General features: G+C 47.0%; 23 protein-coding genes and 1 other annotated feature. Of the genes, 1 reads left to right on the forward strand and 22 read right to left on the reverse strand.

Going from position 1 to position 22,273, the window contains the following annotated elements; all coding sequences use genetic code 11:
• Positions 1 to 58: 58 nt before the first annotated feature.
• The 8 genes from Q0V21_RS05375 to lspA all read right to left on the reverse strand — a co-directional run bounded on the left by Q0V21_RS05375 (position 59) and on the right by lspA (position 6,600).
• Positions 59 to 1,360, reverse strand: coding sequence for a DUF6080 domain-containing protein (locus tag Q0V21_RS05375; protein ID WP_301877900.1), 1,302 nt, complete (start codon positions 1,358 to 1,360; stop codon positions 59 to 61).
• 25 nt (positions 1,361 to 1,385) lie between these two features.
• A complete protein-coding gene (locus Q0V21_RS05380; RefSeq protein ID WP_301877901.1) occupies positions 1,386 to 1,706 on the reverse strand; it encodes an EamA family transporter in 321 nt (106 codons plus the stop codon).
• A complete protein-coding gene (locus Q0V21_RS05385) occupies positions 1,693 to 1,983 on the reverse strand; it encodes an EamA family transporter (RefSeq protein WP_090810048.1) in 291 nt (96 codons plus the stop codon). Before Q0V21_RS05385 ends, Q0V21_RS05380 begins: the two co-directional genes overlap by 14 nt.
• Positions 1,984 to 2,009: 26 nt before the next feature.
• Positions 2,010 to 2,642, reverse strand: coding sequence for an HAD family hydrolase (locus tag Q0V21_RS05390; protein WP_024628395.1), 633 nt, complete (start codon positions 2,640 to 2,642; stop codon positions 2,010 to 2,012).
• 32 nt (positions 2,643 to 2,674) lie between these two features.
• On the reverse strand, positions 2,675 to 3,589 hold the full coding sequence (locus Q0V21_RS05395; protein ID WP_443145505.1) for a decaprenyl-phosphate phosphoribosyltransferase: 915 nt from the start codon (positions 3,587 to 3,589) through the stop codon (positions 2,675 to 2,677).
• 177 nt (positions 3,590 to 3,766) lie between these two features.
• A complete protein-coding gene (locus Q0V21_RS05400; RefSeq protein ID WP_024628397.1) occupies positions 3,767 to 5,020 on the reverse strand; it encodes an LL-diaminopimelate aminotransferase in 1,254 nt (417 codons plus the stop codon).
• Positions 5,021 to 5,129: 109 nt separating this feature from the next.
• Positions 5,130 to 6,113, reverse strand: coding sequence for an RluA family pseudouridine synthase (locus Q0V21_RS05405; protein ID WP_301877902.1), 984 nt, complete (start codon positions 6,111 to 6,113; stop codon positions 5,130 to 5,132).
• A complete protein-coding gene (lspA, locus tag Q0V21_RS05410) occupies positions 6,106 to 6,600 on the reverse strand; it encodes a signal peptidase II (RefSeq protein WP_024628399.1) in 495 nt (164 codons plus the stop codon). Before lspA ends, Q0V21_RS05405 begins: the two co-directional genes overlap by 8 nt.
• Positions 6,601 to 6,820: 220 nt before the next feature.
• Between lspA and Q0V21_RS05415 the strand changes: the two genes are divergently transcribed.
• Complete coding sequence (locus Q0V21_RS05415; RefSeq protein ID WP_301877904.1) at positions 6,821 to 7,558, forward strand: TraR/DksA C4-type zinc finger protein; 738 nt, start codon at positions 6,821 to 6,823, stop codon at positions 7,556 to 7,558.
• A gap of 12 nt (positions 7,559 to 7,570) precedes the next feature.
• Here Q0V21_RS05415 and Q0V21_RS05420 read toward each other — a convergent pair whose 3' ends face one another.
• The 14 genes from Q0V21_RS05420 to ftsA all read right to left on the reverse strand — a co-directional run bounded on the left by Q0V21_RS05420 (position 7,571) and on the right by ftsA (position 22,212).
• Positions 7,571 to 7,924 (reverse strand): DUF5665 domain-containing protein, encoded by a 354-nt coding sequence (locus Q0V21_RS05420; protein ID WP_024628401.1) that lies wholly within the window; start codon positions 7,922 to 7,924, stop codon positions 7,571 to 7,573.
• A gap of 228 nt (positions 7,925 to 8,152) precedes the next feature.
• Positions 8,153 to 11,251, reverse strand: coding sequence for an isoleucine--tRNA ligase (ileS, locus tag Q0V21_RS05425; RefSeq protein WP_079349779.1), 3,099 nt, complete (start codon positions 11,249 to 11,251; stop codon positions 8,153 to 8,155).
• 681 nt (positions 11,252 to 11,932) lie between these two features.
• Positions 11,933 to 12,224: a binding site (T-box leader), on the reverse strand.
• A gap of 58 nt (positions 12,225 to 12,282) precedes the next feature.
• The gene (locus tag Q0V21_RS05430; protein ID WP_024628403.1) at positions 12,283 to 12,792 is read right to left on the reverse strand and encodes a DivIVA domain-containing protein; all 510 of its coding nucleotides are present in this window, start codon (positions 12,790 to 12,792) and stop codon (positions 12,283 to 12,285) included.
• Positions 12,793 to 13,033: 241 nt separating this feature from the next.
• Complete coding sequence (locus Q0V21_RS05435; protein ID WP_079349607.1) at positions 13,034 to 13,816, reverse strand: YlmH family RNA-binding protein; 783 nt, start codon at positions 13,814 to 13,816, stop codon at positions 13,034 to 13,036.
• 16 nt (positions 13,817 to 13,832) lie between these two features.
• Positions 13,833 to 14,102 carry a YggT family protein gene (locus Q0V21_RS05440; RefSeq protein ID WP_024628405.1) on the reverse strand — a complete coding sequence of 90 codons (270 nt, stop codon included), beginning with the start codon at positions 14,100 to 14,102 and terminating at the stop codon, positions 13,833 to 13,835.
• A gap of 7 nt (positions 14,103 to 14,109) precedes the next feature.
• Positions 14,110 to 14,577 (reverse strand): cell division protein SepF, encoded by a 468-nt coding sequence (locus Q0V21_RS05445; RefSeq protein WP_024628406.1) that lies wholly within the window; start codon positions 14,575 to 14,577, stop codon positions 14,110 to 14,112.
• Entirely contained in the window at positions 14,568 to 15,269 is a 702-nt protein-coding gene (locus Q0V21_RS05450) for a YggS family pyridoxal phosphate-dependent enzyme (protein ID WP_079349608.1), read from the reverse strand. Before Q0V21_RS05450 ends, Q0V21_RS05445 begins: the two co-directional genes overlap by 10 nt.
• 6 nt (positions 15,270 to 15,275) lie before the next feature.
• A complete protein-coding gene (gene pgeF, locus Q0V21_RS05455) occupies positions 15,276 to 16,169 on the reverse strand; it encodes a peptidoglycan editing factor PgeF (protein ID WP_301877905.1) in 894 nt (297 codons plus the stop codon).
• A gap of 51 nt (positions 16,170 to 16,220) precedes the next feature.
• On the reverse strand, positions 16,221 to 16,610 hold the full coding sequence (locus tag Q0V21_RS05460; protein ID WP_301877906.1) for a YlmC/YmxH family sporulation protein: 390 nt from the start codon (positions 16,608 to 16,610) through the stop codon (positions 16,221 to 16,223).
• Between the two features lie 194 nt (positions 16,611 to 16,804).
• Positions 16,805 to 17,587, reverse strand: a complete 783-nt coding sequence (gene sigG, locus Q0V21_RS05465; RefSeq protein WP_024628410.1) for an RNA polymerase sporulation sigma factor SigG — start codon at positions 17,585 to 17,587, stop codon at positions 16,805 to 16,807.
• 111 nt (positions 17,588 to 17,698) lie between these two features.
• Positions 17,699 to 18,421 carry an RNA polymerase sporulation sigma factor SigE gene (gene sigE / locus Q0V21_RS05470; RefSeq protein ID WP_017687308.1) on the reverse strand — a complete coding sequence of 241 codons (723 nt, stop codon included), beginning with the start codon at positions 18,419 to 18,421 and terminating at the stop codon, positions 17,699 to 17,701.
• Between the two features lie 11 nt (positions 18,422 to 18,432).
• Complete coding sequence (spoIIGA, locus tag Q0V21_RS05475) at positions 18,433 to 19,413, reverse strand: sigma-E processing peptidase SpoIIGA (RefSeq protein WP_301877907.1); 981 nt, start codon at positions 19,411 to 19,413, stop codon at positions 18,433 to 18,435.
• A 251-nt stretch (positions 19,414 to 19,664) separates the two neighbouring features.
• Positions 19,665 to 20,777, reverse strand: coding sequence for a cell division protein FtsZ (gene ftsZ, locus Q0V21_RS05480; protein ID WP_094937304.1), 1,113 nt, complete (start codon positions 20,775 to 20,777; stop codon positions 19,665 to 19,667).
• A 151-nt stretch (positions 20,778 to 20,928) separates the two neighbouring features.
• Positions 20,929 to 22,212 carry a cell division protein FtsA gene (gene ftsA, locus Q0V21_RS05485; protein WP_024628413.1) on the reverse strand — a complete coding sequence of 428 codons (1,284 nt, stop codon included), beginning with the start codon at positions 22,210 to 22,212 and terminating at the stop codon, positions 20,929 to 20,931.
• Between the last annotated feature and the right edge of the window lie 61 nt (positions 22,213 to 22,273).

Raw genomic sequence — 22,273 nt, forward strand, 5'->3', positions numbered from 1 at the left:
CATTGGACTGTAAATCCAATGGCCTTGTCTCTTTGTATAGAATAATTAAAATGTCTGATTATTTCACTGTACGTTCCTGTTCCAATTGAACATAGGACTGCTTAATCGTTGTTAATGTTTCTACATGACGATAGGTATTGTTGACTGCAGTAACGAGAATACATAGCATAATCAAGCCTATTAACACTTTTTTCCCCAGCCCCTGACGAAGACCGATGACAAAGCCCCCACCGAGGAGGAAAAACGCAAACAGATAGTGTCCTGCGTACAGGTACATATCGTATTGAAATACCGCCAGCCCGAAACCAACAACGATATGAAGTACAAATGCAAACAGAATGTATGGCGCAAGAGTCCACACTTCCCGTTCACGGATGCCCTTAATAAACCCAGTGAGCGCTAGCAACAGGATAAAAATCCCCGTGAGCTGCACATAGATCGGATTGGAACGGGACAGGTCCGTTACAAACGCTACCATGCCCGGGTCCAGCAAATGAACTTTCGGTGACAGCATCGGATTAATCGTTAGCAAGCTTAGAGCCTTCCAATGAACTGCGAACTGGAATGGAGTGGCATAGCTTGTTCCCCCATTTTGAATACCGAGCAACCAATTGCTGACCCAACTGCGACCGCCAAACGCGATGTACTGAATCCCTGTCAATACTACGATGAAAGCAACGGCCAGCGCCATGATTCCGATATACTTTTTCCAACCCGACTTGTTACGCCACGTCCGCAAATTGAAAAACATGGCGGCCGCAAATGGTACAATGTTGGTCGACGTCAATCCGAAGTTGATGGATGCCAGCAGCGCATTCGGGATGTAACGGACATCTTTGCGTTCACGGGTGTATTGCATGTACAGCACAGAGAACAGGATAACAAACTGTACATACGGATAGGAGTCCGGAATCAATGCAGTAAACATCAGATAGGAGCTAAAACCGAATAATAAAGCGAAAAGTAACGGTGTCGTGCTTTGTTTATCTTTTTGATTCAAGAACAGAAATACCAGCACAACCGAGCCCGCATTCACAAGCGACTGCAGGATAAGAAAGAACCAATTTCCGCCCAGTAATTGAGCACCTGCTTCAAGCGTCACCGCCAGAAATGAAATTAACGGATGAATAACCGAAGAACTGTTGGCTCCATAATACATGGAAGGATCAAAGTTAAATAAATTAAGTGGGAACTGCGCCGTACTAAATGGCGTGTATGACCCTAGAAGCTCTGCGTGATCTGCAATGTACGTCACGTAAGGGCCATTCATCAGACCGTAAAAAAGAGCAAAACCTGCAAACAGGCAAAATGCCGTCCGATTGGTTCTGCGATTAACAAATATGTAGTCCAAAAATCTCATGCGTTCACATCCAGTTTCAATTATTCTAGAAAACCAATAAACACAACCCGCCCATAATACAAGTGACACCTATCCAACGCAAAGGACCCACGTTCTCCTTAAATGCCAACCGCGCAATAACGAGCGTCCACACATACGTTAACGCATTGGCAGGCAGTACAACCGTTAATGGAAGAAATTTTAACAATACAATGTTCAGCAGCGCACCTGTACCATAGAATCCAAGCCCTATTAGAACATGCAGCTTTTTGCGGCTGGTGGCGTAGGCTTTCAGACCCGCTCCTCCCATCGCTCCACACAGGGTCATTGCGATCAGTACAGCAATCATCCAGCTATCGATCAACACTGGTCAATGTCACCCCGATTCCAAGCAGCACGACAGCCGCCAGCTTCTGCACCGTAATTTCTTCTCCTAGCAAAAAATATCCATAGATCAGCGCAAACACGTAGCTGGCACACATCAAAGGATAGGCTACAGACAGTTTTTCCAAAGCAAACGCCTTGATCATCAAAATGGCACCCAGTCCATAACAAAGAAAGCCGATGCCCAAATAGATCCACTCAGTCAGACCCCACTTCCAGAACAGTTGGCCCGTCGCTGTAAGAAAGGCGGAGACCAACATCAATAGCTTGCCTGTATGGCGCCCTTTTATCTCCCCCACGACAATGCCTCCATCTCTGGCACGCGCTTGTTAATAAAGTATCGCTGACTTACCAACTGCATCACTGGAAGATCGGATAAGGAGTCGGAATAGGAGCAGGACTGATCATAATCAATCACCATCTTTTTCTCATCCAGATAGGCCTGAATTCGGCGAACCTTCTCATCCCCTTTGCAATTGCTGCCTTCGATCCTACAGGTATAGCCATTCGGGTGACGAACCAGATCGGTACCTATGACATGATCCACCCAAGGGAAGTTTTTAAAATATTTCATATAGGCATGCGGAGATGCAGTCACCAGTAATACGTGGTAACCGGCTTCCTTACGATGCTGCATCTCTACACTTGCCTCCGCAAAAATGGCAGTACGGAGTCGCGTATCAAAAAAATGCTCCAGATCTTCTTCGGACATGCGCTCAATGCTCTTGAAATAGGAACGTTTAACACGTTCAACGCTCATCAGACCTGCCTTGAACAGCGCGGTATGAAATGCAATGACAGGCAATCTCCATACCTGCCACGGGTAACGCCGAACGCCGTAATGTACAAACTGAAACATGGAATCTCTGCGTATAATCGTTTTATCAATATCAAAGATGGCGACTTTCGTGCTTTTCACCCTGATCCCCTCTACCTTCCAGACTCTAACTTTTATTCAAAAATAGCAAAAATCAAAATAACACTGATGACATACAAAATGACCGTGATTAAGATAGGCTTGTCCTCAAATAGAACTCGATCTGGCGAACCACCCTGGTTCTTCATATGAATTAAATACAGATAGCGGAACATGCCGTATATGACCAATGGAATCGTCCACATTAAATGAATGGTGCGATCGGATGTGAACGTAAAAAGCGAATAGCTGATAATGGTCGCGGTTGTGACAATGGTATTAAACTGATCCAATAACGTAATTGAATAGTTATCCAGAACTTTACGGTGCGAACCAGTATTTCCCTCAAGCAGGGTAAGTTCATTCCTCCGTTTGCCAATAGCCAGGAACAAGGACAGCAGCATTGTACAAATGAGGAACCACGGCGTAAATGGCACATGAATCAGCACGCCACCCGCAATCGCACGAAGCACAAATCCAGCCGCAATAGTCATCATATCCAAAATAACGAGATGTTTCAGCACAAATGAATACGACACATTCAATAGGAAATAAACAATACATAACACTCCGAATAACGGGTTTATCACAAAGGCTGTCCCGACGGAAAGAATCAGCAGCAGAACTCCGAATACCAAAGCGTGAGCCGGGTTGACCTGTCCAGAAGCAAGGGGACGGAACATCTTCACCGGATGCTGACGATCTCTGTCGCGATCTACATAATCGTTTAAAATATAAACGCAGCCTGCAACCAGGCTAAATAAAATAAAACCTAACAAAGTCGATAGAATGGTCTCCGTCCGAATTTCCTCAAAAGAGAAAAGCAGTGCGGCAAACAATAGCAAATTTTTGGTCCATTGTTTCGGCCTCAACAGTTTAAGCAAACCTGAAAAGGTACTACCTGTTCCTGCAGCAGGTGTGGACACGGTATTGGTACGAGATGATAACAATTTCCATAACTCCCTTCAAAAGCAACTTCTGACTAAATACATAACGTAAAGATTTAATCATATGTTGCTTGTATAATTTTGTAAAGGGATTACAGGAAGAATTTATAATTTTTTGCATAAAAAAGAGACCGTTTCCGGTCTCTTTTAGCTACATCATTATGATGATGTGAACTTAAATTAAAATTCGAATTGCACGTCGCTCAGGCGGCGTTTAATTTCAGCGATAACACGTTTCTCTTCTTCTTCCCCTTTAGCTTCAAAGGTAACGGAGAAACGAACAAAGTTACCGGCATCATCCCAAGGTACCGAAGAGATCAGTTTCTCACGGATCAGGAACTGGGAGAAGTCTTCGCCGGATTCAAAGCGGCGGCCACCCACAATCCCTTTTGGCGCTTCAACATACAGGAAGAAGGAACCTTTAGGTTTCTCAGCCTGGAAGCCCAGCTCGTTCAGTGCAGCTACCAGCAGGTCATGACGACGGGAATATTTCTCCGCGATTTTTTCCGTGATTTCCGGATGGTTCAATCCATAGGCTGCAGCCTTCTGGATCGCGATGAACTGACCGGAGTCATTGTTGTCTTTTACGTCGCTGAATGCTTTTACAACAAGCGGGTTACCTGCTACAAAACCAATTCTCCAGCCTGTCATGTTGTAGGACTTGGACAAGGAGTGAAGCTCTACGCCAACATCCTTCGCACCAGGTACGGACAGGAAGCTGAACGGTTTTTTGCCGTCATATGTCAGTGCTGCGTATGGAGCATCATGCACAACGACAACGCTGTATTTCTTCGCCCATTCAACCACTTCCGTAAAGAACTCCACCGTTGCACTCGCACCCGTTGGGTTATTCGGATAGTTCAGATAGAGCAACTTCGCACGTTTTGCGATATCTTCCGGAATGGCCGTCAGGTCAGGCAGGAAGTTGTTCTCCTTGGTCAATTGAATGTTGAATACTTCCCCACCCAGGTATTTGGTGTGTGTACCCATAACCGGATATCCTGGCACCGTCATGATCGTTACATCACCTGGATTGATGAAGCAGGAAGGCATCATAGCCAAAGCCGGCTTGGAACCGATGGAATGCACGATCTCAGTTGATGGGTCAATACCCTCTACATTAAATACATTTTTCAGGTAAGCAGCAGCCGCTTCCTTGAATTCCGGAATACCGTTATCCGCATAACCACGGTTTTCTGGTTTGGAGGCTTGCTCCGCCAATGCAGCTACGATGCCTGCATCTGCCATCTCGTCCGGTTCACCTACGCCGAGGTCAATCAGTTCTACATTAGGAAAATCTTTTTTAGCCGAAGCTTTGGCACGTTTGATTTTCTCGAATTTATAAATGTTGGTGTCTTTACCATAGTTGGAGCCGCCAATACGGTCGGCAAAATTAGTCTGAATGTACGTTTCCTGATATTTATCGATACTCATGATTTTGTTCATCTCCTCATTTGACGCAAATTTCTACACTTTAATATGAAGCATTTGCGCGTTCAAAACCATGGACAAATTATCCGAACATTTGTACTTTCTCGAGCTGTCAGCGACTACGTAGTGAGGCCAGAACATCTTCCATATCCTGCGGAAGCGGCGCTGTAAACTCAAGGTATTCTCCGGTCGTTGGATGTACAAAACCGAGAATCGCAGCATGCAGAGCCTGTCCCTGCATTTTGATCCCTTTATTACGACCATACGTCGGATCTCCAACAAGCGGATGACCAATGAACTTCATGTGAACACGAATCTGGTGGGTACGCCCTGTCTCCAGTTTCAGTTCCAATAACGTGTAGTCATTGATGCGCTCCGTGACAGTAAAATGCGTGACCGCATGTTTACTGTTCCGCTCTGTAACGGTGTACATTTTGCGATCATTGGTATCTCGACCAATCGGTGCATCAATCGTACCCTGATCGTGACTAAGATGCCCATGAACGAGTGCAATATATCGTCTATTCACACTATGCTCTTTGAGCTGAGCGGCCAACGAGGCATGAGCACGATCATTTTTGGCAGCCATAATCAGACCTGAGGTGTCCTTATCAATCCGATGCACAATACCGGGACGTAACTCGCCGTTAATGCCTGAGAGATCTTTACAGTGATACATCAGTGCATTAACAAGTGTTCCCGACGTATGCCCTGGTGCTGGATGTACAACCAGGCCACGCTGTTTGTTAATAACGATCAAATCACTGTCTTCATATACCACTTCAAGCGGAATGTCTTCAGCAATAATCTCCACAGTCGTCGGCTCAGGAATCAGAAGCTCTATCAGATCACCTTCAGATAATTTGGCGTTGGCTTTAACTTTAGCCCCATTCACCGTTACGAACCCGTCTCCGATCCACAATTGAACTTGAGAGCGCGATACGTTATCCATGGATTCTGTAATATATTTGTCAATTCGTTCCCTATTATGTTCTGCGGCAACCGTCCATTCCATACGATCATTGCCATTCAAGAGTTCATCGTCATGCGTTGACGTATCTCCGTTAATTTGTTCTTCATTTTGCGATTTACTCATGATGTTCATTCCCTTCGACCTTTGCGGCAGCTTTCTCGCGCCGTCCTTCAAGCAGCGTTTCCACAATAATCAGTACCACACCGATACAGATCGCCGAATCGGCTATGTTGAAAATGGGAAACGTGTAGCTTCCAAAATTAAGCTGGATAAAATCGACAACCTCTCCGGTCAGAGCCCGATCCAGGAAGTTACCAATGGCTCCCCCCAGCACCAAACTAAGCGCCACGGGCAGCAATTTGTGCGGAGTATCTTTCACCTTTTGCAAATACCAAACCAAAGCCACCACGACTACAAGCGTAACCACAATAAAGAACCAGCGTTGATCCTGCAAAATACCAAAGGCTGCACCTGAGTTGCGATGTGATGTGATGACAAAAAAATTGCCAATCACCGGAATTTCATCTCTAAGTTCCATCCGGGTTGCAATTAGGAACTTCGTTCCCTGATCGACTAAAAATACGATAAAAGCGAGGATATAATACACCACGTTTGTTTGTCACTCCGTTCTTGTCTTTTCCAAACGATACCAGGCTTAACGCCAGACTTGTTCATTGTAGCACAGCTGTTTGGAAATCGTCCACGACGCGGTACGCCGCAGTCCGGATGGCAAAAACGATAACATTTGCCTTCTGTAATTCTGCACGAAATGGTACATCCTACAACAGAGACAAAAACCGGAGTCCACACGGAACAGAAAGGGGAAAACGATGTCACATTTCACTGCCAAACAACTGCAATTGTTACGTTCCCAACTGATAACCGAAAAGCGTGATATTGAACATAGACTGGAGCAAAACGAACATTATGGTCTTGGTGACTCCATGAAACTCCAGACAGGTGAATTATCACCGATTGATAACCATCCAGGTGATATCGCTACCGAATTGTATGAACGCGAAAAGGATATTTCGCTGCTGGAGCATGATGAATTTCAACTGGAGCGCATTGATTCTGCTCTGCATTCCATCAATGAAGGCCATTATGGGATTTGTGCCGTGTGTCAGCAGCCCATCTCTTATGAACGCATGCAAGCTGTTCCTTACACCAAGTACTGCAAAAAGCATCAACCCGAAACCGTTGTCTCCGAAAATCGTCCTGTCGAGGAAGAATTCCTCGCTCCGGCCTTTGGCCGCACAAGCCTGGATGAACGGGATGACCAGAACGGCTTCGACGGCGAAGATGCGTGGCAGATTGTTGAAAGTTGGGGTACCTCCAACACGCCATCCATGGCTGAGGGACGGGACATCGACAGTTATGATGTTATGGCGATTGAAGCCACAGACGAAGTCGAGGGATGCGTTGAAGCATATGAGAGCTTTGTCGCCACCGATATCTACGGTCATGATGTGTCCATCGTGCGCAATCGGCAATATCGACAGTATCTGGAGAACCGTGAAGGCGAAGGACTGTTAGAACCGGATTTCGATTCGGACGATTCGTATTGATCACTTGACTGACTAATATGTGTTCAACTCCAGCTGTCGTTGCACAATTCGCACAATATCTGCAATGTAATCACCTACAATGGGCAGATTAAGAGCCCCAAGAACCTGTAACACATAAATGATCGTGGCTGCAAAAAAGGTAAACCCGATTGCAATCCCCACGCCGCGTGCTGCTCCGGACAACAGATTAAGTCCAATCAGCTTCCATGGCCGGTTCAGCAATTCTGTGTACTGCGCGATCCGCGAACGTTCGAGCTCATTGGCGAGCCGGTTGGTGAGCGTATGAAGTTCTTCAATTTTGTCCTCTGCATTCTTGGAATGCGTGGATTCTGAATTCAATGGTGATCGGCTATCCTGTTCGTTCATAATTTACTCAGTTCCTTTGATGTATATAGAGTGTCTGCACAATAGAAATCATTGCCCATTTGCTGAAAAACCAAACGAGCCAGGACACAGGATTCTTCTCCTGCATCTGAGGCTCGTTGGCATTTCTGTCTCTATATACTGTCCTATTTGAAATAGAGTTACTCTGTCTCCGTTAAAGTCTGACAAAGTATCCTTTCTCCAGGACCGCCTTACGTGAAAATTACTGTATTACCCCTCGATATATACACCGATGGCTTTGCCTCCGGCTTCAATTCGTTGCATCGAATCATTTGTTCCGAAGGTTACTTCGGTAACGAGCACATTCTCACGCAGCACATGATCAAAGGCCTGAATCGCTGCTTGAAGAGCAGCGTCCACATCCAGCGTCAAACGAACTCTTTTCTCAATTGGCAGATCCAGCTTCTTCCGTGTATCTTGAACTGCACGAATGACTTCACGGACCCAGCCTTCTTGTTCGAGTTCTGCTGTGATCTCCGTATTGAGAGCTACCGTCAGACCATAGCCGGATGCCGAGGCAAAACCGGATTTGGCTTGTTTCTCCACCAGCAATTCTTCACCCGTCACTTGCAGCTCCTCACCTTCCGGAGAAACGACGTTTAGCACATCCTCTGCTACCACTTTACGAGTCTCATCCGCTGACATTCCCTTGAAGAAGTTCTGCAGGAAGCCTACGTTTTTACCGTATTTTTTGCCTGCTACTTTCAGATTCAGCTTCAAAGTGAAATCAACGAAGTCCGCATCATCATGCTCGGTACGAATACTTTTGACATTGATCTCATCCTTGATGATCTCTTCATAACTTGCCAGATTGAAACCTTTATCCAGAGAAACGATCAGTTCGGACAACGGTTGACGTGTCTTGATGCCTGTTTCGTTACGAACGTTACGGGCAAGTTCAACGATTCGGCGAGCTGTCTCCATATCCTGCTCCAGATCCAAATCAATCAGCGCTTCATTGGCAACCGGATAATCATCCATGTGCACACTCTCACCAGTAGTCAGATTCAGATAGATATCTTCTGCAAGCATTGGTGTGAACGGAGCCACGAGCTTGGCTGTAGTTACCAGCACTTCAGTCAATGTACGGTAGGCATCCAGTTTGTCTTCTGTCAATCCGCTGCCCCAGAAACGGTCACGGGAACGACGGATGTACCAGTTACTGAGCTCATCCACAAATGCTTCAATAGCTTTGGAAGAGTTCAAGTAGTCGTTAACAGCCAGCGCTTTTTCTACAACGAGAATCAGGCTATTCAGTCTTGACAAGATCCAGCGATCCAGGTTGTGTGAAGACAGCTTGAACGGATGCTCTTGTGGATCAAATCCATCAATCGTAGCATAGAGCGTCAGGAATGCATGAGTGTTGACCAGCGTATCCACCATTTTGGATTTCGCTTCGCCCACGATACCTTTGGAGAAACGCTTGCTGTTCCATGGTGCGCTGTCAGACAGCAAAGCCCAGCGGAATGCATCTGTACCGTATTCTTCAATCACTTCCCATGGATCGATAACGTTGCCTTTTGATTTGGACATCTTCTGTCCATTCTCATCAAGAACGTGTCCTGTTGCCATAACTGCTTTGTAAGGCGCTTTGCCTGTCAAAAGTGTAGATACGGCCAGCAAGCTGTAGAACCACCCGCGCGTTTGGTCAATTCCCTCACAGATCATATCTGCCGGATATTGCTGTTCGAATGTTTCTTTATTTTCAAATGGATAGTGCTGCTGGGCAAACGGCATGGAGCCGCTGTCGAACCAGACATCGATCACTTCCGGTGTACGTTTCATTTCATATTTGCCACAAGAGCTCATGACTTTGACGTCATCTACATACGGCTTATGCAGCTCCAGATTCTCTGGCACGTCGCCAATAGCACGAGCACGCAGTTCAGCGATGCTATGCGGGGCGAATTGTTCACCTGTCTCTTCACACACCCAGATGTTCAGTGGCGTTCCCCAATAGCGGTCACGGCTGATATTCCAGTCTACGAGATCTTCAAGGAACTTGCCAAAGCGACCATCACGAACGTGACCTGGATACCAGTCTACTTCACTGTTATTGGCGATCAGTTGATCCTTGATTGCTGTTGTTTGGATAAACCAGCTGTCCATAGCATAGTACAGAAGAGGTGTATCACAACGCCAGCAGAACGGATAGCTGTGCTCATATTTTTCTTTGCTGAATAAACGTCCTTTTTCCGACAGGTATCTAACGATATCAATATCGCAATCCTTCACAAAACGTCCGGCAAAATCAGTTACCTGCGGCACAAACTTGCCTTCCAGGTCCACCATGTTCACAAAACTGATGCCATTCTCACGACATACACGATAGTCATCTTCACCATGAGCAGGTGCCATGTGTACAATCCCTGTACCACTTGCATCGGTTACAAATCCAGCGCCCAGGATGATGTTTGCTTTCTCAGCCTGCACGTAGTTGAACGGAGGATTATACGTTTTACCAACCAGATCGGACCCTTTCAGGGAACCGATAACTTCATATTCACCTTTGGCGTCCTTCATAACCTTTTCAACCAGATTGGTCGCCATGATATACACTTCGTTTTCCTGACGAACACGGGAGTAATCCATATCCGGGTTCACGGCCAGCGCAACGTGTGATGGCAATGTCCAAGGCGTCGTTGTCCAGGCAAGCACAAATTCGCCGCTGTCATCCAGCTTGAATTTGGCCGTAGCACTGAGGTCCTTGACGTCCTTGTACCCTTGCGCTACCTCATGGGAGCTAAGTGTCGTCTGACAAGAAGGACAGTACGGACTCACACGGTGACCACGGTACAGCAGGCCTTTTTCATGAATCGTCGCCAGAATGTTCCACACACTTTCGATGTAATTGTTGTCGAGTGTGATATACGGATTATTCATGTCCGTCCAGTAGCCGATCCCTTCCGTCAGATCACGCCATTGTTGCTCGTATTCGAACACACTCGCTTTACATTCGTTAATGAATTTCTCCACGCCGTAATCTTCGATTTCCCACTTGTGGGAGATCCCCAGCTTTTTCTGAACACCCAGTTCTACAGGCAGACCATGCGTATCCCAGCCTGCTTTACGAACGACGCGATAACCCTTCATGGTGTTATAACGTCCCACGAAATCTTTGATGACCCGTCCGAGTACGTGACCGATATGCGGTTTACCGTTGGCCGTTGGCGGTCCCTCGTAAAATACGAAGTTCGGCTTGCCTTCCCGGTTTTCGATGGATCTTTTGAATGTATTCTCGGTTTTCCATTTGTTTAACACGCGTAGTTCTCTGGCGCGTGCTTTCTCTTTGACGTCAACTCGTTGCATAATTATCTTCCTTTCAACTGTGTTAGATTGTGGACCGTCCACAAAAAGCGTTTCAATCCCCCTAAATCCCCCTTACCAAGGGGGACCCCATAGGCGCTCCGCCCTCTGGACACCCGGGATGGGTTGTCTTTGGCGGGACTGCGGTGGCGTTTGAGAAGGTGTATATGTTGGAGTCGGCCCTTTTGCGGCTGTCCCCTCCGGGAACGCCGCCGGGCCTTACTACGTAGGGGAGCTGCCGGACGCTTCGCTCCTCCGGCGAGTGGCTCTCTCCTTGAGGTCCCTTCGGGCCTCATGGACGTTCGCCTTGGTGGAGCCCGGCTGCCGGACGCTTCGCTCCTCCGGCGAGTGGCTCTCTCCTTGAGGTCCCTTCGGGCCTCATGGGCGTTCGCCTTGGTGAGGGCCCGGCTGCCGGACGCTTCGCTCTTCCGGCGATGGGCTCTCTCCTTGAGGTCCCTTCGGGCCTCATGGGCGTTCGCCTTGGTGAGGCCCCTGCCGGACGCTTCGCTCCTCCGGCGAGTTGGCTCTCTCCTTGAGGCACCTTCGGGCCTCATGGGCGTTCGCCTTGGTGGAGCCCGGTTGCCGGACGCTTCGCTCCTCCGGCGAGTGGCTCTCTCCTTGAGGTCCCTTCGGGCCTCATGGGCGTTCGCTGCTTTTTTTGGACACAAAAAAACCTCATCCCTGGAAAGGGACGAGGTTATACTCGCGTTACCACCCTAATTCTGTTCATCACAAACCACATCCAATATAAATTGGGTATGCTCTGTCATCAACAGCGCTTATGCCCCGCTTCACTACAGCAGGGTGCCGATATAACGTTCGGCTCACGGTTTCGCTTACACACGGCAACTAATTCACCGCTTCAGCGTCACTTCTCCGGGGAGATATTCGGCTATAACTCATCCATTGGCTTGCACCAAACGCCAACTCTCTGAGGGATGAGATCATAACGTACTGAACCCGTCATGGAATCACTATTCATTATGAATATAGTTATAGCCTCTTTACAGGTAAAAGTCAACCAGGCGGATAGACTAATAAATTTCCTTCATTTCCCGCTCACGGTCACGGACTTCCTGTTCCCGGCTCTCCAGCGCTTCCCAACCATCCTGAGTCAGCAGTTCGAGCTGTGCTTCCACAAGTGTACGGAAACGGGCACGGTAGATGGACGCCTGCTTTTTCAGCTCTTCGACTTCCAAAGCAATTTTGCGTGATTTAGACAATGATTCGTTTATGATCCGGTCCGCATTTTTCTCGGCTTCCTTCACGATCAACTGTGCTTCTTTTTTCGCATTGTTCTTCACATCATCCGCAGCTTCCTGCGCAATGATAATCGTTTTGCTCAGCGTCTCTTCAATCGTTGCAAAATGATCAAGCTTCTCCTGTACGGACAGCAACTGATTGCTCAGCTCTTTGTTTTCGCGAATGACGCCTTCGTAATCTTTGATGACTTGATCCAGGAATTCATTGACCTCATCCTCGTCATACCCGCGCAAGCGTCGGGAAAATTCCTTGTTGTGTATGTCCAGCGGCGTTAATGGCATGCTGTCCACCTCCTGTAAAAGTTCCTTCCCGGACGAGAAGGTTTGCAGCATATGGGTTCCACCCAAGGGGCCGTATATGAGATGCCCAATTCTGGCAACTAATACGGAATGCAGGATCAGACTCTGATCCTTTAGCGATCATATCAACCTTTGCACTTTAATGTATATCGGAAACACCGAATGTTTTTTGCACCTTTACCTTAAACATTTCGACAAGAAAGCGGGTTTTCCTGCAACACACTTAGGCAAATTTGCCGATTTTTACGCGACAGCGTCCCTTTTTGGTCAACCCATCCTGTTCCAGCACCTTGAATCGACCAAAACCTTGAATGGAAACCACGTCGCCAGCTTTTAGTGATTTGGACGGGTCTTCCTCCACTTTCCAATTCACACGACAGCGACCAGCCTTGATCGGGACCAGAACTTTACTGCGACTAAGCCGATACACATCTGCACAGATGCCATCCAAACGCAGGGAAGCCACGGTAATATCCATCGTCTCCAGTTTACTTTGGGACCATTTCAGCTGATCCAATGGCAGTAGCTCTGTAAACACATGTACCCGGTGCACCTGGTTCAATTGAAGCGATAAAAAAGCGCCGGTTTCCGACGCCACCACCGTATGGCACCCGTCCTCCAGCACTTGAATATCACCGATCTTGCCACGTTTCATGCCAAGCCCGAGCAGGGCACCCATATAGTCCCCATGCTCCAGCTCTTTAATCTTCTGATCGTCAGACGTAATGCTCATCACCTGCATACCCATATCTTCATCGTCCAGATACCGATAATCCGGTGCAATCAGCGCACGCTTACGTTCAGCTGTTTCATAACCACCATCCAGACGAATCTGTACATCATCTCGACGGTTAACAAGTGTTTGTAAAATAAAGGCCTGTCTGGGATCAAGAAAGTCAGTTAGCTTCATGTCATGAAACTTGCCTGCACGTTCAACCCAGTCTGAGGCTTTATCCACAAAATCCCGCTCGTCATGACTAAAATGCTCGTAAATTTCACCGCTCATCTATGTTCACCCTACCCTAATATACAAAGTATCGGAGGATGGAGATCAGCCCATTAAGCGCAAGTTGCAGAACGATTAACGCCACAATCGGTGAAATATCCAACATACCGAACAAAGGCGGAATAAATCGACGGAAAGGTCTTAGGTATGGTTCCACCAACTTACCTAGCCATTCACCGATGAAGCTTTCCCGTGCGTTGGGAAGCCATGACATCAATATGTAGACAATGACCATGTAAAAATAAATCTGGTATAGCGTGTACAATACAACTTCAACCTGTTGCAAAAGTGGCTCACCTCATTCTGTTATAATCTTGCTCGCTGTCAGCCAGTATTTCCGTAATTGCTCCCTGAATTTCAACCGTATCTGGCGTACAGAGAAAAATGTTGCCACCAATTTTTGAAATACCGCCGCCCAGTGCATATACTGTGCCACTCAAGAAATCAATGACGCGCAGTGCCTGATCCTGACGCACTCGCTGCAGGTTAACCACAACTGTCCGATGGGAGCGCAGATGGTCAGCGATCTCCTGTGCTTCGTCATAAGAACGCGGTTCATAAAGGACGACTTTAACATTTTTCTGGGAATGAATGCTCACCACATTATTCCCCCTTTGGTTTCTACGTTTATCGAGACTTGAGGTTTCAGCTTCCTGTTGATCAGGATCATGTTCCTCTTGTGCCGCCATACGCTCACGTTCCACAATTTCTTCCTCTTCCTGTAGCCCGAGGAAATTCATAAACTTATTCATTACGCCCATTGTGAACCCTCCTCTTTTCCTACGAGAATCGATCCAAGCCGAACCCAGGTTGCCCCTTCTTCAATCGCCACTTCAAAATCATTGGACATGCCCATAGACAACTCGGTTAATGGCTCTGCCGTCAGAGCTTGTCCATTCAAATGGTCTCTAAGCTCGCGCAGTCCGCGAAATACAGGACGTGTAAGCTCCGGATCTTCCTCATGGGGTGCCATGGTCATCAGACCGATGACCTTCAGGTTGTTGAACGAACTGATTTCACGTAAAAAAGAACTCACCTGTTCAGGCTGCAAGCCATACTTGCTTTCTTCACCCGAAATATTCACCTGCAATAGTGTTTCCACTTGGATGCCAAGAGACGCCGCCTTTTTATCCAACTCCTTGGCCAGGGACAAACGATCCAGTGAATGTATGTAACGGAATTTACCGATGACGTCCTTCACCTTATTCGTCTGTAAATGACCGATAAAATGCCAGGTACCTTGCTGACCGAATGCTTCAAATTTCGCTTGTGCATCCTGCCAGCGGTTTTCGCCAATATGCTCAAGACCGTGGTCCAGCACAGCTCCCGTTGTTTCAAGTGAGACGTATTTCGTGACAGCAATCACATTCACATCTTCACGTTGACGGCCACTGCGCTGACACGCGGCTTCGATCTTCTGATTTACCAGTTGTATACGCTCCTCCAATGACACAGAGGGTCACCTCTCTTCCAGCCCAATCCAGCTCGCCATTCTCCCGGTAATGCCATTTTCTTTACGATATGAGAAAAACAGCTCGGGATTGCAGCTTGTACACCAAGTTGTACATTCGATATGATCCGGCAATATTCCTGCTTTCATCATAATGTGTCGATTGCATTCTTTCAAGTTTAACATCGTTTTGCCATTTCCGGCTGGCCGATACACTTGATTTGATGCAGAGTTCTTGTATTCATCATTACCCGAGGAATGATCCAGCCAAACTCGTACATGCTGCATAACTGCTTCATCCACTTCATAACAGCAATCCCCAATCGAGGGACCAATTGCAGCACGGATATCCTGTCTGCGACTTCCATATTCCTGCTCCATCTTTTCAACCATCGATTCGGCTATACCTGCAACTGTACCTTTCCATCCCGCATGAGCAAGCCCCACCGCTTGTTGTACGGGGTCATAGAAATAAAGGGGTACACAATCTGCATAAAAGGAAGTCAGCAGCACACCAGGCACATTGGTGACCAAACCATCCGTATCCTGCAATGCAGACTGCCGATCCAGCAAACCTTTGCCCCGATCATCAGCTGTAATTACAGTTACATGTTTCCCATGTACCTGTTCTCCACAAGTCCAGGATTCCAAAGGGAAACCCAACTTTTCAGCTACAAGTTTACGATTATGTAGCACGTCAGCCGGATCATCCCCAACATGATAGGCACAGTTGAGACTGGCGTAAGGCGCGCTTCCGACACCACCCTGCCTTGTCGTAAAACCGGCTTTCACATGCTTAAACTCCAGTTTCCACGGCTCCACATATAATAACAACGGGTCAGGACCCCAATTAGAGTTCTGGCTTCCCGACCGTATTTCCTTATCCAAAATAAACGGCTCCATCCTCTCACCTCACAACTTCCAGTGTACCAAATGAACCCCGTTCTGTCTCGATTATATCGTTCGGCGCTGGCTGCGATCTAGCCGTTCGATTCGTTCCGCCCGGTCCATGCGGTTGTTCTGTTCGTCATACAAGCGGGCTTCACGGTCACGCTCATCATAGGTAGTTTCCTTCATTTCATCCATTTTAACCAAAATGACATCCGAACCGATCTTCACAATGTTTCTCCATGGGATAATCAGATCCGTTCCCCCGCCGAACAGCCCCATAAAACGACTATAACCCGGCACAACAATCGCTTCGATTCGTCCCTGTTTCAGATCCAGCTCCAAATCACTAATCTGACCCAGACGTTTGCCATCCGTAATGTTAATAACATCTTTAGTTTGAAAATCCGAAATTTTCATCCCGCTACCCACCGGTTCACCTGTGTTCACTTTCATATGGTCCCGCCCCCCGATTAATCCGCTTCTGCCCGTTCTCCGCTTCTATACAATATATGTTTCATACGCGAAAAATGTCCTCTTTTTCAGAGGAAACTGAACAAATTCACTTCCACTGGTGTCGAAATGCAAAAAGCAAAAAGACGATCCAAGGAATATCTCTTCCCTTGGATCGCCTCCTGGCTTGCCCCTTGTTACGACTTCACATGTTTCTGCATTTGTTGTATCGCTGATTTCTCCAGACGGGATACCTGCGCCTGGGAAATGCCAATTTCATCAGCCACTTCCATCTGGGTTTTCCCTTCGAAAAACCGCATCGACAGAATCATTTTCTCCCTTTGACCGAGACGGTGCATCGCTTCACGCAGTGCAATTTCCTCAATCCAGGACACATCCTTGTTTTTGTCATCACTGATCTGATCCATTACATAAATCGGATCTCCACCATCATGATAAATCGGTTCGAAGAGCGAAACCGGGTCCTGAATGGCATCCAATGCAAAAACCACATCTTCCTTCGGTACGTTCAGTACCTCAGAAATTTCGAATATCGTCGGTTCACGAGAGTTTTTATTCGTCAGGCTGTCACGCACCTGAAGTGCTTTATAAGCAATGTCCCGCAAAGAGCGAGATACCCGAATGGGGTTATTGTCGCGCAGGTATCGACGGATTTCACCGATAATCATCGGCACCGCGTAGGTTGAAAATTTGACATTCTGGGATAAATCAAAATTATCAATGGCTTTCATCAGGCCAATACATCCAACCTGGAACAGATCATCGACAAACTCTCCCCGATTGTTAAAGCGCTGAATGACACTGAGTACAAGACGCAGGTTGCCATTCACTAATTTCTCTCTTGCTGAGCGATCATGGTGTTGCTGAAGGGAATGAAACAATTCCCGCATTTCTGTGTTGGTGAGGACAGGCAATTTTGCGGTGTCCACGCCACAAATCTCGACTTTGTTTCGGGTCATCGTGATTTACCTCCCAAGGAGAAACATTAATGTACATTATCTCCGGGGCAGGCTTTTTTATTCGCACTTGGCATCCTTGCCATTAATACCCATTATGAAAAATGCTCCTGTTCAGACCATCTTGTTGAACTCCTTACGGAGTCTTTTAATGATTCTTTTTTCGAGACGGGAGATATAGGATTGGGAGATTCCAAGCAGATCGGCGACATCTTTCTGTGTCTTTTCTTCCCCATCTGTCAGCCCAAAACGAAGCTCCATAATCATTCGTTCCCGCTCGGTTAATTTTTCCAATGCCTTATGCAAAAGCTTCCGGTCTACCTGTTCTTCAATATTCCGATAGATTGTATCGTTCTCTGTACCGAGTACATCGGACAATAATAGTTCATTTCCATCCCAATCAATATTGAGTGGTTCATCAAAAGAAACTTCTGTACGAATTTTGCTGTTACGTCTCAGGTACATCAAAATTTCATTTTCGATACAACGGGAAGCATAGGTAGCCAGCTTAATTTTCTTTTCCGGGTCAAATGTATTAACTGCTTTAATTAACCCAATCGCACCGATAGAGACGAGATCCTCGATATTGATACCTGTGTTCTCGAATTTGCGCGCGATGTATACCACCAGCCGCAGGTTACGTTCAATCAACATGGCACGAATCGCCGAATCGCCTGAAGACAGCTTTTGCAACAAAAACTCTTCTTCTTCACGTGTTAATGGGGGCGGTAACGCCTCACTGCCTCCGATATAATAAATCTCTTCACTTTTTAAACCAAGCAGAAATAATAAACGATAGTACTGCAGCTGCGCCACCAGTTTCCATTTTACAAGCATGTACGTTCCTCCTATACCACATTCAGCGGCTTTTCTGTTGCTCCCGCAGAGATAGCCGTAGACTGCGCAGAAGCGGCGTCTTGCACAAGCTCAGGGTGAATCACGGCCTGGTATTTTCCATCGGATGACAGTACGCCCCCGTCCAACCCTATTAATACCTTTGTCGTCTCATAACACATCTCATCCATCGTTACCTTCACCCGGTCTGGCTTCATCGCCAGCATAAACGCAGTTCCTTTGTTAATACCTCGATAAGGTACCAGCCTTAAACGATCCTGCCAGTGAAAATCCTCCTGATCGAGCTCCATGATAAGGTTGTCCGGCGCCTCATCCTTCAACCTGCCCTTCCATGCAGCAGGCAGCATGTCTTGCCATAACGATACCTCCATGACCATAACGGGCATTCGTGAAAGGGGGTCTGTGAGTTGATTTCCTGTATCCAGAAGGCCTGTACAAGTAATAGTCACCTCGTCAATAAAAACCTCCACTTTACCCAAGTACGTTGTCATTCGGTCTGTTTTACGTTTCGAGCTCTGCACGGCTTTGAATAAAAAAAGCACGGCAAAAAAGACGACAAACGTGAACCAGAAGGCGATTTTCAGATCAAATGACATTCCACCCGATGCTGTAAACCATATGCCGTTGAACAATTCCCCGGAGCTTTGGAGCATGTAATGTACACCCAGAATTCCTCCGGCAGCGACAAAATTGATCACATAGAAGGTGCCCAAAGTCCGTATAAATGCCTGAAGACCCGTAAACCCAAATGCAATACTCAGCATCACCAGAGACAATCCAAACTTGATCAAAAAGGTGAACATAAAATCAAACTCCGGCACAAACATCATGACGACGTACAACGCACCGACGATCGCGGACAGCAACCATCTCCACCAGACCAGCTTCGTTTTGCGCATCCAGGCCGTCAAGCCGATGAGTGCACCGTCAATACACAGGTTCGTCAAAAAAATAAGATCCACATAAACTACCACATTCTTCACCTGCCTGCGCGCAGCATATCGAAATAACGTTATCCGATATTCATGAGCATATTCACAAGTATAAGGAGCGCACTTTTCAAAGTCTGTCTAATCATGGGGGGACCCTTTCAACTTTTTTTGTCGGAATTACTCAGGCCCCTTGTTCAGAATTTGTTCAATGATGTGTGATAAAATGTAAAAAAATAAAAAGACCCGGTGGCTCCATCAGGAGTACCGGGTCTTCATTGAAATCGATTAACGTATTAATCGTTATTATTATTGCGTGAACGATTGCGTAAAAATGTCGGAATATCCAGCTGATCACTGCTCGGCTGATTTCCGAATGGACGCAGGTTCGGCGAACGGTTATCCGCAGGCTCACTTGCGGGAGTCGGTTTACGTCCAGGTGGTGGTGAAGCAGGTTTATCTTCAAAGCCAGTCGCAATGACCGTTACTTTGATTTCCTCCTTCAGATCCTCATCAATGATCGCACCGAAGATCATGTTTACTTCCGGATCGGAAGCGGACGTAACGATCTCAGCTGCTTCATTAACTTCATACAGGGACAGGTTAATGCCACCCGTAATGTTCATGATAACGCCGCGTGCACCTTCGATGGACGTTTCAAGCAAAGGACTCATAATGGCTTTGCGTGCTGCTTCTGCTGCACGGTTTTCGCCAGTCGATTCACCAATCCCCATCAGCGCAGATCCACGCTCGTGCATGATCGTTTTGACGTCTGCAAAGTCAAGGTTGATCAGACCCGGTACTGCAATCAGATCGGAGATACCTTGTACCGCTTGACGAAGCACGTTATCCGCTTGGCGGAATGCTTCCAGCATCGGTGTCTTTTTGTCAACAATCTCAAGCAAACGATCATTAGGAATGACGATCAGCGTGTCCACTTTTTCCTTGAGAGCTTCAATACCTTGCTCTGCATGGCTGGAACGTTTACGTCCTTCAAATGTGAACGGGCGAGTAACCACACCAACGGTAAGTGCGCCACACTCTTTGGCGATTTCGGCAATCACCGGAGCCGCACCAGTACCCGTTCCGCCGCCCATACCGGCTGTCACAAATACCATGTCTGCACCTTTCAAGGTATTCATGATCAAATCGCGGGATTCTTCCGCTGCTTTTTTACCTACATCCGGGTTGGCGCCAGCGCCAAGACCACGGGTTAATTTATCACCGATTTGCAATTTATGCTCGGATTTTGCCAGGTGTAATGCCTGTGCATCCGTGTTCACCGTAATAAATTCTACACCTTGTACACCATTTTCAATCATTCGGTTGACTGCATTGCTTCCGCCGCCGCCTACACCGATGACTTTAATTTGAGCCAAGCTCTCCATCTCGAAATCAAATTCCAACATATTATTCCATCTCCCCCTCAATGTGCATGGATGGCCCGTCCAATTTTTGATTTGAACCGAATCAATTTCATATATCGACGAACGAAAGCGTTTATTTTAGAACCAGCGCATTCAAACGGCTTCAAGAATTGTATGAAATAGATCCAACCTGTTATATAAATTCACTAAACATATTTTTCAGCCGTTCGAACAGACCTGGTTTCTGCTCCGATTCCTGGGCCGCATTCGGCTTAGGACGGTTGGTCGGTTTTTTGTTATTATTGTTGTTATTATTATTTCCACCGCCGTTGTTGATCGAGGGACGAATACGCAAACTGCGGATTACACTGTGCAAAATACCGACACCGCTTGTATAGCCCGGGTCACGCACACCAATATAATCCGGCACCGCAACTCGTACCGAAGCAGCAAGCTCATGCTGAGCTACCTGCAGAACACCCGGCATAGAGACCGTACCTCCCGTTAGTATATAACCTCCCGGAAGATCATTGTAACCAAGACGCTTCACTTCTTGAGAAATCATCTGGAATATTTCCTGAACCCTAGGTTCGATAATAGCCGCCAGATCCTCTTGAGAGAACTCCTTGTCTACATTGCTGCCGATCCGTGTTACTTTGAACATGACATCCGCAGCAGCGTCATCCAGCCATGCGCAGCCATATTTCAGTTTTACCTTTTCGGCTTGATCTGTTAATGTGCGCAAACCATAGGCGATGTCATTGGTTACAAACTCCCCGCCAATAGGCAGGGTTGAAGTTGCAACGAGACTGTCTTCTTCAAAGATGGCGATGGTTGTAGCCCCTGCTCCGATATCAACAAGCACGGAACCCATCGTTTTTTCATCTTTGGACAAAGCCAGCTGACCTGCTCCAAGTGACATGAGTACCAGATCACTTACTTTCAGACCCGCTTTTTCCACGCAGCGCAAAAGATTATGTATCGCGGTTTTTGCACCCGTAATGATGGTCGCCTCCACTTCCAGACGAACACCAATCATACCACGGGGGTCCTGTATGCCTTCCAAGCCATCTACAACATACTGCTTGGCTACAACATCAATAATTTCCCGTTCCGGTGGGACCGCAATCACTTCGGCTGCTTTCAACACCCGCTCCATGTCTTCTTCTCCGATTTCACGATCCTCGTTAGACACTGCCACGACGCCGTGACTGCTCATCAGTCCGATATGATTTCCCGAGATTCCAACATATACTTCGGATATTTGAATACCTACCATACGTTCTGCATGATCCACTGCATTGCGGATCGATTGCACCGTCTGATCGATATCTACGATTACACCTTTGCGAATTCCCTCCGAGTCGGCAGATCCAACTCCAATAATATTAAAGGTTCCATTATTCATTTCCCCAATAATAGCGCGAATTTTGGATGTACCGATGTCCAAACTAACAATGATGTCATTGTTGCTCAAGTCTGTGGCACCTCCTGACTCCAAATAGTAAAATACGTTCGGGTTTAAACACTCTTAAAAC

Origin of the sequence: Paenibacillus sp. 11B, from assembly GCF_030487755.1 — a bacterium.
In the GTDB taxonomy this organism is placed as follows: Bacteria; Bacillota; Bacilli; order Paenibacillales; family Paenibacillaceae; genus Paenibacillus; species Paenibacillus vandeheii.